This window comes from Nonomuraea sp. NPDC049607 (assembly GCF_040675375.1).
Classification (GTDB): Bacteria; Actinomycetota; Actinomycetes; order Streptosporangiales; family Streptosporangiaceae; genus Nonomuraea.
Genome location: NZ_JBFAOV010000011.1, coordinates 21,145 through 33,391, shown reverse-complemented (window position 1 = coordinate 33,391; position 12,247 = coordinate 21,145). Strand labels below are relative to the sequence as shown.

The following is a 12,247-nucleotide window of genomic DNA, read 5'->3' as shown; positions in this document are numbered from 1 at the left end:
ACCACAAAATCCCCTTTCCGGCCCGTCCCTTTCTCGGACTTCTGCTCGACGACGGACGGCTTCCGGCGGACGAGGCCGAGGACGAAGCGGATGGCCGCGTCCCTTCCCGGGCCGCATCCTAGGTCGGCGACGCGTCCTCCGGCGGGCAGCGCGGCAGCGAAGCGCGCTCGAAAGGCGCGGAACGCGGCGTCGGGATTCTCGGAGCGGGAGGCGAAGAAAGGGGCGATTCGGTCGTACGTAGCGGTGGTCCGGGCGGTGACCTCGTCCCGGCGGCCAGGCCGAGTATCGCCCGGGTGTTCATCTGGCCGTGCGGAACGCGAAGAGCCACGCAGCCTGGGAGGGGGTGCGGTGTTGCGCGCGTCCGGGTATGTCCTGCACCAATGACATGCCTTCTGGGGGTGGGAACTGAATACGTGAGAAAGGGGCCATGACCCGATCTTGAAAGCATAAACGTGCTGCTCAGATGGCCTACGCGATCGAGGCTCGTTCGGCGTCGTGAGCCTTGAACGCGTTGTAGAGCGCGCGGCGGGAGACCGTCCGTTCCTCGCCGCTCGCGGTCTTATACGTCAGCCTTTTGGCGATGCTGGTGACGGACTCGCCATCGGCCCGGCGACCGAGCGCGACGCGCATCATGTCCTTGGAGATCACCGCCGGGCGGCCACCGTGCCGACCTTCGGCGGCGGCCAGGGTGAGCCCGTCGCGGGTCCGTTCGATCATCATCTCGCGTTCGATCTGGGCGAAACCGGCGAGAACGGCGAAGAAGATCTGTCCCATGCCGCGGGGGTCGTAGATGCCGGCGAGCGGCCCGGAAAGGATCTCCAACTTGGCCCCGAGGTCTTGCAGGGACCAGGCGGTCTCCATAATCTCCCGCATGTCGCGGCCTATGCGGTCCAGCCTGCTCACCACCAGTGTGTCGCCGGGGCGAAGTCGAGAACGCACGTCCTCCCACTGTGGGCGGGGGCTGCCTGCCTTGCCGGACTTCTTCTCGGCGAAGACGTTGGCCGCGGCGACGCCGGCCTCGTTCAGCGCGGCTAGCTGGACCTCCAGGGTCTGGCCTCGGGTGGACACGCGGGCGTATCCGAAGCGGCCGTGGTCGATCGGGCGGGCGTCGGACTTCGCAGGGCGCCTCGTCATAGCCCGAGTGTGCATCAAACCCGTGCATCAAATCAACGACGCGAGCACCTTTGATGCACGCGTTGATGCACAGCCGGGCTGGGTCGAATCGGGCATCCGGTAGGGCCTGGCCGATCGTGCATCTAACGATCGTTAGATTCCATCGCGGGCCTCGGACACGGGAGCTCGCAGTGCGGAACGTCCGCGCAAGCGTCGTATTCGGATGGCCGTTCGATTCCTGCTCGGGCAGGATTCCTCCTGTGCAACATGCTCTCCTCGGGCTGGCCGAGAACACGGCGCTACCGCCCGAACTGATCGATCAGCTCATCGCGACTGCGGACGCGGACGTCGCCGAGGCCGTGGCCTGCCGGTCGGATCTCAGCCGCGTGCAGGTAGCCGCGCTGTCACGCTTCGAGGGAGCCGCCATACGACTCGCCCACGAAGGGCGGCTCGCGGCCGACGACGTCGATCCGGTAGCCCAGCCACGTGTCGCACTCGCCCTCCTCGAAGAACGTTCCGGCAGGCCGGAGTGGGCGAGACTTCTCACTGCCGATCCTCTGGTGGAGACGCAGGAGAAGCTGGCGGCCTGCCCCGGCCTGCCCCGGCCTGCCCCGGCCTGCCACACGATGTGATGCAGACACTCGGCTCCGACCCCGATGTCCGGGTGGTCGCTGAGCTCGCGCTGTGGGCACCCGCGGACATCGCTGGCGAGCTTGCGGCGCATTCGCATGCCGATGTTCGTCGTTCGGTGGCGGCCAACGAAGCGACGCCGGCAACTGTACTGGCGTCGTTGCTGACCGGTGACAGGCTGCCGTCGGCGCGGTCCTGCGTGGTCTGTGATCGAGAACCGGTCCCGTTCGTTCACGATCCGAGCTGCGAACGATCTGCCTGCTCACTGCCGCCGGGCGCTTCCTGCGATGGCTCCCATGAGTCGGCTGCGCAGGAGATTCAGCAGATGGCGCTTCGGAACCCGGCTGCCCCGGTCGACGCCGTTGTGGGCTTCGTCAGCCATCCTTCGACTCTGATGCGCGTCGAGTTGGCGGCCCGCACCGATCTGCCCGCACAGGTGTACGCGCAGCTTGCCGAGGATCCCATCCCGTGGGTGCGCGCAACGCTCGCGGACAACCCCTCGATCAGCGAGAACCTGATCCGCACCCTGGCCACCGATCGCGGCCACGACGTCCAGCGTCGACTTGCCCACCATCCCGAGCTGCCGCTCGACGTTCTGTCCGATGTCGCAGGCAACACCCGGATCGGCCCGGTACTCCTGCCGCGCATCGCATCTGCCTCTGGGGCCGAAGTCACGGCACTGGCCGCGTCAGCGATCCCGGCGGTACGCATGCTGCTCGCCCAGCGGCGCGACCTGTCACCCGAGATCCGTGACGCGCTCGCCGACGATCCCGGGCCTGTCCGAGGCGCAGCTCCGTGCGATGGTCACGCGCCACGGTGCGCGGGTGCTGGCGAAAGTGGCCGTCAACCCGGACGCCACGGCCCAGTTGCTGGAGGACCTTGCTCAGCACCGGCCGCCGGTGCAGAAGGCGTTCCGCGAGATCGCTCGGCATCCCAGCGCCACGGCCGTGGCGCTGCTGGCCTGCCTCGACGATCGCCAGGCCAGACCCTTGGCCGCCCGCCACCCCGCCTTGCCGCTCTCGGCGATCGTCGAACTACTCCACGACGAAGACTGGCAGGTAGTAGAGGCCGCGGCCGCTAACCCGTCGTTGCCGCTCGCCGCGATGCGAGAGCTTATTCCCTGATCCAGATGGTCTGTGCGGGCGTGCGGCTCAGCTCACGCGGAACAGGACACGGGACTCCAGGTCCAAGCGGGTGGCCGGGGCCTGGGCGGGCGGTGTGAGATCGACGACCCAGCTGCCGAAGCGGCGTATCGTCCGAGTGACGTATGGGGAGATCGTGGCCAGGTCGTCGGTGTCGACCGGATAACCCTCACCGGCCAGGGCGTTGGCGGCGTCGGTGATGTCCAGGGCGGTGGAGTAGGTCGCGCAGTTGGCGACCAGTTCGTTGAACTTCACCACCCGCTCCTGGTATTCGGGGTCGTTGTGGCCGATCAGACGCCCGCCGATCATCAGGAACTGGGAGAAGTTGTGGAACGCTTCGGTCCGGTTGGTGACCGCCGCGATCTGATCCCGCAGTCCGGGTTCGGACAGGTACCGCAGCAGCGTGATCGTCCGGATGACCCGCCCCAGCTCGCGCAGCGCCTTGTAGAGCCGGTTTCGCCGGGAGTGGTTGCCCAGGCGACGCAGCAGCGTCACAGAGGACAGTCGGCCCTCCCGGATCGAGATGCCCGCCCGTAGCAGGTCCGGCCAGTGCTTCTCGATCAGCTCCCAGTCGATGATGTTGTCGCCGAACAGCGAGTCGATGTGCTTGTACATCGTGCTAGCCGTGGGCCGGTAGAAACTCAGGTCGTGCCAGTTCCGGATCCTGGGGAGCAGGTCGAACCCGAGCAGAGCCGCGAGCCCGAAAACGGGCAAGCTCTGGCCCTGGGTATCTGCGTGGACCTGGTCGGGCTGTATGTCCGAGTCGTTGGCCAGCAGGGAGTCCAGCAGATACACCGCCTCCCACACCCCGCAGGGGATGAAGTGGGAGAACAGCGCGATGTAGGTGTCGGAGACCAGGCGGAACGCAATGCCTCCGAACCCGCCGTACCTGATCGAGGTCTCGGCGAGGATGTTGTTCTCCCACGTCTCGATCTGCGAGCCGTCGGCCGCGGCCACCGATCCGTCGCCCCACATCCGCGCCACGTCCAGGGCCGCGAAAGCGTTGATGACGTCGCCGGAGGCGCGGTGGATCCGGTCGCCGTCGGCGTGCTTGTTGCCGGCCGTGTAGATCTCGTGTGCTGACACGCCGCGCATGTGGCGGGCGACCTCGGTCGGGCCGAGGTTCCCGCCGTAGGCGAAGGCCGTGACGACGTACCGGCCCAGTTTGTCGCTGCGGATCTTCGGGTCGGATCCGGAGGCCGGGCCGAAGTGCCGGTGCCAGCCGGTCAGGTGCGCGGTGCGGGCCAGGATGTCCAGCAGGCTGCGATCGGGCAGCCGGTCCAGCACCGCGCCCTCCAGCGCGATCGCCGAGGACCGCCGCTCGGCGCCTTTGCGCCGGGCCAGTACCGGACGTCCGCCCTCCAGGCGCAGGTCGGTGTTCGCCGGGTAGCCGGAGTCCACTGTTGCGGCCATCTTGGTGAGCTTCTTCTTGTAGAAGGCGACCAGCGCTTTGGCGTCGGTGGGGATGCCTGCCTGGGCGCAGAAGTCCGCGACCTCGTCCCGGCACTCCTCCCAGGTCATCATCTGGGCGTGCAGGTTGGCGTAGGAGTCGGAGCCGGCCACGGCGATGTCGCCGCTGCGCAGCTCGGCGGCCAGGTAGGAGAACACGCAGACCTCCAGGTGCCGGCGGGCGAGCATCCCGGGCCGACGCTTGTCCCGCAGGGTTTTGCGCCACATGTCCGAGGCGAACGTCGTGATGTCGATGGACACCTCGGTCTTGTCCTTGCCGCGGCCCAGGACGACGGTCTCCTCGATCCAGTCCCCGCGGCGGGCGCGCACGGCGCGCACGAACTCCAGTGCGTCCAGCACCGAACGGTCCTCGCTGGTCGCCTCGAACGCGACGGAGTCGACAAGGGTGAACAGGGCCGCACGGTGGGACTTGTAGTACTGCTCCAGCAGCGGCAGGTAGTTGTTGCCGTGGTAGGCGGCCACCGCCTGGTGCGCGGCCGCCAGGCGCTCCAGGCCGCCGGCGGACTCCAGCGCCTTGAGCACCAGCCGACCGGTTCGTGCTGCGAGCTCGTCCGCGCCGCTGACGTCGGGCGACGCACCTTCCTCACCGAGGCCATCATCAACGACAGCCGGCTCGTCATCCTCTGCGTCGTCGGCGACCTCCTCGCCGTCCTCGGCCCGTGCGTCTTCCGTATCGGGGTCGGCGGATTCTGGGTCCGGCTCCGGCGGCGGCCCGGTCGGGGCGGCCGCGTCTTTGGCGGCCGCAAGGACCTCGCCGAAGACCTCCAGCAGCCGCTCGGACTCGGCGCGGTGCTGCTCGCGCAGCTCCTCCAGCCGGTCCTTGCCCTTGCGATGGATGATCGCCAACCGCTTACAGAACATGTCGGTGACCTCGTCCCGCGCCGCCGCACGCAGCACGTGGATCAGGCTGGCCAGCAGGGTCAGGCGCTTGGCCTCGCCGATCCTGACGAAGTCCTCGACCGTAGTGGTCCTGGCCTCCCCGGCGAAATGCCCGACCTTCCCCGGCGGGATCCCGTCCAGCCACCTCTCGGTGGGGCCGAAGGAGTCCAGCCACTGCGTGTGCTCCAGGCGCTGCTTGAACTTCGTCAGGCTCGCCGCCTTCGGCGGATCCTTCAGCTTGTCGAAGCCGCTGCGCCTGGTCGCCGGATCCACCACCATCAAAGCGTGCAGTCCCGAACGCCGGGCCGGATCGATCCGGCCCGCCGCGGTGTCGAAGAAGCCCCGGTTGACCTGGGCCCGGATGGTCTTCGTCGACAGGTCCAGCGTGGTGTAGCCGGGAAGCTCACAGCCCTTCTTCACCAGCACGTCCAACGCCACGTTGATCAGGTCAGCCGGGTTGTCCTTAGTCTGGGCGGCCTGCTCGATCGCCTCCTCGGCGATGCCCCGCGCCTGTGCGGAGTTGTACTTCACCCCCAGCCGCTTGCGAACCAGATCGCGCTGACGCTTCGCCGTGCGCACGGCATCCACTTCGGCAGCGACGCTGGCCGGGAGGTTCAGCACGTCGCGGACGTGTTCGACAACGGCGTCCGGCACGTCCTCCAGCTTTGGGAAGTAGCCCAGGCGTCGGTAGCTCTTGAGCCACACCATCAGGGCCAGCAGATGCGCGTCGGTCGAGGACTTGTCCCGCGCCCACTCGATCTCGTCGTCCGACGGGGTGAACGCGTCGGCCAGATCACGCGACGCCATCCGCTTGAACGTCGGGTAGGCGGTGCGATCGATCGACGTCACACGCACCTCGAAGATACGACCGACAGGACCCCGGGCATCATAGCCATGGCCGCTATTCGCTCGCTCAGCGCCTCCACCACGGGGATACTGCATGTCGATGATCGAATATGACAGTCCGGCCTCGTTCCGCGGTCAGCTCCAACGGGGACGCGGTGCCGCAGTGCATCGCACGTCGATCGCCCCCGGCGCCGCCGACGCGGTGTATGAGTGCGTGATTACGGACACGCGCTGGGACCGACAAGTTGATCAACGCGACAGCTACCTCGCCGGTCTCATCGCTCGGCTCGACCTGCCACTAGCACCGATCCAACAGCACCTGCTCACGTATGACGGCGAGGACACCGAACCGGTTGAGATTGCCTTGCAGGTCCTTGCCCTGCTTCCGATGGTCGGTCGACTCGACGCGGCGGCCGTGCTGCGCGGGTACGCGGTCGACGGGCCGCATTGGTCCACGGCACTGGAGGCGATCGGCGACAGCGGGGCGATGAAGCTTCCCGCCATCTGGGACGGGCTCGCTGACGACATCATCGCCAACCGCGACGATGCCCAGCTTGCACAGGCGATCTGGTGCGACACGGAGCCGTGGACGACGTTCGCACAGTCCCAGCCACGGGTCCGGCGAATCATCGACGAGCTCAAGGCCTCCCGTTCACCCGGACCGGCCAGGCGCGACACACGACCCGAAATCGTCACCATCGACAACGAAGACCTGATCGGGCTTGTCGCTGCCGGCGGCTCCGAGCGGCGGCGGGCGCTGGAGGAACTGGGTAGGCGCGGCGATCGCATCGTCTTCGACTTCGCCGAAGACCCCGGCCTACGCAACGCGGCCGGGTGGCTGCCGGGTATCCCACAGGCGCTCCGCCACCTTGGGCCAGACGCGCTGCCACGCGCCCGCACGTGGATCGGCAGCGGCGACGACACACTCGTCGCGTTCGGGGAGCGTGTGGTGGCAGAGGTCGGTGACCGGGGCGATGCGCCGGTGTTGCTGGCCGCGTTGCACCGCACAGTCGTCGCTGGGGAATGGTGCGCTGCCGAGGTTCCAGCACGAGGTCTGGGCCGTTTGGGGATCCATGAAGCCGCGAGCGAGCTCATGGCCGCGTGGGAAGGCACGGTTCATTCACTTGCCCGGGAAGCGTTCCTGGAGGGGCTTCGGGGATGTGCGCCGCATGAAGCCGAAGCCGTCATGGTCGAGGGACTTGACGATTGCGAGCCAACGGTTCAGCAGCGCGTGTGTGAGGCAGCGCCAGATACGGCCGCAGTCCGCTCGCGTCTGCGGGAGTTGACTGCCGATCCCCTGGCACCTGAGGTTCATGAGGCCGCGAACACGAAACTGCAGGTCCTGACCATCAGTCCCTGAGGGGATCCCCGTAGCAAACGGCGAAAATCCAACGGATATGGGTCTGAGCTGCGGTTATTGAGGTCTCCGGGGCGGTTGTTGATCTCCTCGACTACGGTTCGTCATGGTTCACGTGTTCTGTGACGTACGGGGTGGTTGATGTCGACGCGGTTCCTGTCTGATGAGCAGATGGAGCGGCTGCGGTCGTTCCCGGACATCGGGCGTGAGAAGTTGATCAAGTACTTCACGTTGACGTCGCGTGAGCACGCGTTCTTGGGGTGCTTTTAAGAAACGCCTCACCAGCCCCGATGGGCGAGAAGGCGCAGATCGGCGGCTTGCATCTGAGAGTCATGGCAGTCCCTGTGAGCCGATGCCTCTACGGAAAGCATCTTGGCTGACCTGCGGAGACGTTGCCATTTGGGGCTGGTGACGCGTTTCTTAACAGCCCCCTATGAGTGGCTGTCGGATGAGGAGATTGCTGCGCTGCTCGGCTTGGCCCGGCATGCCCGCGAAGTCTTCCTGATCCAGCTGCTGGCCGAGACCGGCATGCGGATCGGTGAGGCCCTCGGCCTGCGGCAGGGAGGACATGCAACCGGCTGCCACATTCCCGAGTGCTGGGCTGCCGGCATGAAGGGCCGCACGTCCACGTCCGGCGGCGGCTGAACGCCAACGGCGCGTTCGCCAAGGCGCGGCAGCCGCAGGTGATTCCGGTGGAGCGCGACACGATCGAGGCGTATTCACGCTACCAGTACGAGCGGGACGAGGTTGGTGAGGCGGCCGAGTGTGACCTGGTGTTCGTGAACCTGTTCCACGCCCCGCTGGGCGAGGGCCGCTTCTCAAGTGGAACAGGTTCTATTACGCTCCACTTCTATGCGGTTCACCTATGCCGAGTCCATGACCGACCCGTCGTACTACGTCCCGCTGGCCCAGGCGGCCGAGGCGGCGGGATACGCGAGCGTCAGCGTGGCGGACTCGATCGTCCATCCGAAGGAGTCCGACGCGAGCTACCCGTACGCCCTGGGCGGCGACCGGGAGTTCCTGGAGGACAAGAGCTTCATCGAGACGTTCGTCCTGGCCGCGGCCATGGGAGCGGCGACCTCGACGATCCGGTTCACGACGTTTGTGCTCAAGCTGCCGATTCGCCCGCCGGTGCTGGTCGCCAAACAGGCGAGTTCGATCGCCTGCCTGACCGGCAACCGGCTGGGCCTCGGCGTGGGGCTCAGCCCATGGCCCGAGGACTTCGCGGCGATGGGGGTGCCGTGGTCGCGGCGCGGCAGGCGGATGGACGAGGCCATCGCGGTAGTCCGTGGCCTGACCAGCGGCGACTACTTCGAGCACCATGGCGAGTTCTACGACCTGCCGCCGGTGAAGATGTCCCCGGCGCCCAGCGAGCCGATTCCGATCCTGGTCGGCGGGCACAGCGAGGCGGCACTGCGCCGGGCCGCCCGGTTCGGCGACGGATGGATGCACGGCGGCGGCGACGCCGACGAGCTGGACGCGCTGCTGGCCAGGCTGGCCGCCCTGCGGGCCGAGGAGGGAACGGCCGACCGGCCTTTCGAGATACACGCGATCTCCTCCGACGCCTACAGCGCGGACGGGGTCAAGCGGCTGGCCGACAAGGGGATCACCGATCTGATCGTCGGTTTCCGGTGGCCGTACGTGAAGGGTCCCGACACCGAGCCGCTGGCCAGGAAGATCGAGAAGCTGGAGCGCTTCGCCGAGTCCGTGATCTCCAGGATCAACCCCTAGCGGCAAACGAGAACAGGTTGTAGACACGCGGCCGGGCGGCTTGAGAGCGGCGTCCATCACGGACGAGTATCGAGGCGATCACGCGGCATTCTCGGAGCTAGCAAACCGACTGATCAGTCAGTAGGCTCGCCGACGAAATCCATGGCGGCTTCGAGCAAGGGATACCGCGATGCCTGGATCTGATCAACTCGCCGGCCGTACGGCGGTCATCACCGGTGGGGCCAGCGGCATCGGGGCCGCGCTCTCGGCCGAACTCGGCGCGCGCGGGATGTCGGTCGTCGTGGCCGACATAGACGGCGCCGACGCCCGGCGCCTCGCCCGCGAACTGGGCGAGAGCGGGATTCCCGCGCTCGGCATTCGCGTCGACGTCTCCGACCCCGAGTCGGTCGACGCCCTCGTGCAGGCCAGTTACGCCGAGTTCGGCTCCGTCGAGGTGCTCTGCAACAACGCGGGAGTGCTCGCCTTCGGCACGGTCGCCGAATCGTCGCTCGGTGACTGGCGCTGGCTCTCGTCGGTGAACATCGAGGGCATGCTCAACTGCCTGCGTGCCTTCCTGCCGAGGATGCGCGAGCGGACCGGGTGGCGCCACGTCATGAACACCGCGTCGACCCATGCCTTCCTGCCCGACCCGCAGGGCACGTCCCTCTACAGCGCCACAAAACACGCCATCGTCGGCCTCTCACTCGGGCTGCGGGCCGAACTCGAGCCCGACGGCATCGGCGTCACGATTCTGTGCCCAGGTCAGGTGGCGACCCGCATCCTGGACTCCCAGCGCAACCGGCCCGACGTGTTCGGCCCCCCGGCGGCCGAGTTGTTCGGAACGGGCACCGTCCCGATGGCCATCGAACCCGGTGAGGTCGCGCGCGACGCCGTCGAAGGCATGCTGCGCGGCGCCCCCTTCGTCTTCTCGCTTCCCGCGCACGACCATGACCGGTTCCGGTCCCAGGTCGAGGAGCTGTGGCGGCTCGCGGGCGATGCCCTGAACGACAGCGTCGAGCCGTAGGAACATCACGATGGACGAGCGGCTCCCGCACCAGTCCCCGCCGCAGACTCCCGCGGCCGGCGTCTCTTCGACCGCGCCCGTGCCTCCTGAGTCGTCCGGACCCGGCGATCGGCACCGGGAGGACCGCGGTCTGCGGCGGCTGTTCGTCACCGTGCCGTTCGTCAGCGCCGCCGCACCGCTCGGCTACGCCGTCTCGGCCTACTTCCTGGCGCTTCAGGTGCAGGCCATCGACAACGCGGCCAAGGTCGAGAACCTGACCATCGTCAACACCATGAGCGCGCTCGCCGCGATGATCATCCAGCCGCTCGTCGGCGTCCTGTCCGACCGCACCCGTACACGCTTCGGCGCACGCGCGCCGTGGATGCTGGCCGGAGCCCTCATCGGCGCCGTCGGGCTGATCACCGCGGGACTATCGACGACCGTGGCCCAGCTGGTCGTGGTCATGATGGCGGTACAACTCGGCTTCAACGCCTTCCAGGGTCCGCTCGCGGCGATCCTGCCCGACCGCGTGCCCTCCCGGCTGCGCGGACGGTACTCGACGCTCACCGGGCTCGGCGCGATCGCCGCGGCGATCGCGGGCCCGGTTTTCGCTTCCGCCTTCGCCACCCGCATCCCCGTCGGCTACGCCGGCTTCGCGGGCGTCATCCTGCTGATCGTCGTGGTGTTCATCGTATTCAATCCCGACACCGACAACCGCGGTGTGGCACGGCCGGCGTTCTCCGTCCCGGCGTTCCTCAAGGCGTTCTGGGTCAACCCCCTGCACCATCCCGATTTCTTCTGGGCGTTCCTGGGCCGCGTGCTCATCTTCGGCGGCTACTACATGGTGCACACCTTCAACATCTACATCGCCCAGGAGTACATCGGCCTGAGCCTCACCGAGGCCGCGCGGCTGGTTCCCCTGATCGGACTGATGGGCCTGCCCGGGTTCATCCTCGCCATCGCGGTGTCCGGGCTCCTGTCGGACCGTGTGGGCCGGCGCAAGCCGCTCGTCCTGGTCGGCGGGCTCATCATCGCCGCATCGGCGCTGTTCCCGCTGATCTCGCCGAGCGTGGCCGGTCTGATGATCTCGACGGTCGTCCTGACCATCGGCTTCGGCGTCTTCATCTCGGTGGATCAGGCCCTCGTCTCGGAGGTCCTGCCCAGTGAGGACGACCACGCCAAGGATCTGGGCGTGATCAACATCGCCGCGACCCTGCCGAACACGATCGCGCCCGTCGCCGCCGGCGGCATCGTCACGATCTTCGGAGGGTACGCGGCGTTGTATCCCGTGGTGGCGATCGTCGCGGGCGCGGGCGCTCTGGCGGTTCTTCCGATCAAGAGAGTGCGCTGACGGGGCAAGGCGCCCTCCCGAGCGGCCGGCCACGCGGGTGAACGGTAAGCTGGCGCGGAAGAAATTGGGCCTTGCGCAACCACGTCCGCCTGCGTCGAGCGAGGCACCCGGACGACAGGAACGACGGATGGCGAAGACGCATGACGCCGAGCGAGCCGGTGCCGCCCGGCGCGCCAAGATCGTGAGCGCCGCCCTCACGCTGTTCGCGGTACAGGGCTACCGGGGGACCTCCCTCGCGGCCATCGCCAAGCAGGCCGGGATCACCCAGTCCGGCCTGCTGCATCACTTCCCAACCAAGGAAGCTCTGCTGGCCGAGGTGCTCGCCGAACGCGACCGGCAGACCTTCGACGCGGTCGAGGTCGGCCGCGAGTACGAGGGGTCGGCCATGGTCCGCGCCCTGGAGATCGTGTACGACATGGTCACGCGGAGCCGGCAGAACCGCGAGCTCACCCGCATGGGGCATCTCGGCACTTTCGGCTCGAACGATATCCCGGAGATCGCGCTGGAATGGGCGCGGGAGCGCGTCCGCACGTTCCGCGCCCATCTGGCCGCCGTGGTCAAGGAAGGCGTCGCGGCCGGCCACGTACGCGCGGATGCCGACCCCACCGCGGTGGCGTCGCTCATCATCGGCACCATCACCGGCCTTGAGGAGCAGTGGCTGCTCGACGAGTCCTTCGACATGGTCGCGGCGATGGGCGCGTTCACCCGGATCCTGCGCCGTGACCTGATCATCGAGGGCTAGCGCC

11 protein-coding genes are annotated in these 12,247 nt (G+C 67.8%); 8 read left to right on the top strand and 3 right to left on the bottom strand.

Features of this window, described 5'->3' with window-relative positions:
- Positions 1-468: 468 nt before the first annotated feature.
- Positions 469-1,134 (bottom strand): recombinase family protein, encoded by a 666-nt coding sequence (locus AB0J97_RS22440; RefSeq protein ID WP_364091554.1) that lies wholly within the window; start codon positions 1,132-1,134, stop codon positions 469-471.
- Positions 1,135-1,373: 239 nt separating this feature from the next.
- On the opposite strand from AB0J97_RS22440, the gene AB0J97_RS22435 reads away from it, so the two are divergent.
- A complete protein-coding gene (locus tag AB0J97_RS22435) occupies positions 1,374-1,745 on the top strand; it encodes a hypothetical protein (RefSeq protein ID WP_364091552.1) in 372 nt (123 codons plus the stop codon).
- A 260-nt stretch (positions 1,746-2,005) separates the two neighbouring features.
- On the opposite strand, the gene AB0J97_RS22430 is transcribed toward AB0J97_RS22435, so the two are convergent.
- A complete protein-coding gene (locus tag AB0J97_RS22430) occupies positions 2,006-2,317 on the bottom strand; it encodes a hypothetical protein (RefSeq protein ID WP_364091551.1) in 312 nt (103 codons plus the stop codon).
- A 175-nt stretch (positions 2,318-2,492) separates the two neighbouring features.
- Between AB0J97_RS22430 and AB0J97_RS22425 the strand changes: the two genes are divergently transcribed.
- Complete coding sequence (locus tag AB0J97_RS22425) at positions 2,493-2,867, top strand: hypothetical protein (protein WP_364091550.1); 375 nt, start codon at positions 2,493-2,495, stop codon at positions 2,865-2,867.
- A gap of 27 nt (positions 2,868-2,894) precedes the next feature.
- Here AB0J97_RS22425 and AB0J97_RS22420 read toward each other — a convergent pair whose 3' ends face one another.
- Positions 2,895-6,083, bottom strand: coding sequence for a Tn3 family transposase (locus AB0J97_RS22420; protein WP_364091548.1), 3,189 nt, complete (start codon positions 6,081-6,083; stop codon positions 2,895-2,897).
- A 91-nt stretch (positions 6,084-6,174) separates the two neighbouring features.
- Here AB0J97_RS22420 and AB0J97_RS22415 point away from each other — a divergent pair, with 91 nt between their 5' ends.
- The 6 genes from AB0J97_RS22415 (at position 6,175) to AB0J97_RS22390 (ending at position 12,243) form a co-directional block, all read left to right on the top strand.
- The gene (locus AB0J97_RS22415) at positions 6,175-7,440 is read left to right on the top strand and encodes a hypothetical protein (RefSeq protein WP_364091546.1); all 1,266 of its coding nucleotides are present in this window, start codon (positions 6,175-6,177) and stop codon (positions 7,438-7,440) included.
- 369 nt (positions 7,441-7,809) lie between these two features.
- Positions 7,810-8,082 (top strand): hypothetical protein, encoded by a 273-nt coding sequence (locus AB0J97_RS22410; protein ID WP_364091544.1) that lies wholly within the window; start codon positions 7,810-7,812, stop codon positions 8,080-8,082.
- 207 nt (positions 8,083-8,289) lie between these two features.
- Positions 8,290-9,168, top strand: coding sequence for a TIGR03619 family F420-dependent LLM class oxidoreductase (locus tag AB0J97_RS22405; RefSeq protein WP_364091542.1), 879 nt, complete (start codon positions 8,290-8,292; stop codon positions 9,166-9,168).
- 169 nt (positions 9,169-9,337) lie between these two features.
- The gene (locus tag AB0J97_RS22400) at positions 9,338-10,171 is read left to right on the top strand and encodes an SDR family NAD(P)-dependent oxidoreductase (protein WP_364091540.1); all 834 of its coding nucleotides are present in this window, start codon (positions 9,338-9,340) and stop codon (positions 10,169-10,171) included.
- A 10-nt stretch (positions 10,172-10,181) separates the two neighbouring features.
- Entirely contained in the window at positions 10,182-11,501 is a 1,320-nt protein-coding gene (locus tag AB0J97_RS22395) for an MFS transporter (RefSeq protein WP_364091538.1), read from the top strand.
- 127 nt (positions 11,502-11,628) lie between these two features.
- Positions 11,629-12,243 (top strand): TetR/AcrR family transcriptional regulator, encoded by a 615-nt coding sequence (locus AB0J97_RS22390; RefSeq protein ID WP_364091535.1) that lies wholly within the window; start codon positions 11,629-11,631, stop codon positions 12,241-12,243.
- Positions 12,244-12,247: the final 4 nt, after the last annotated feature.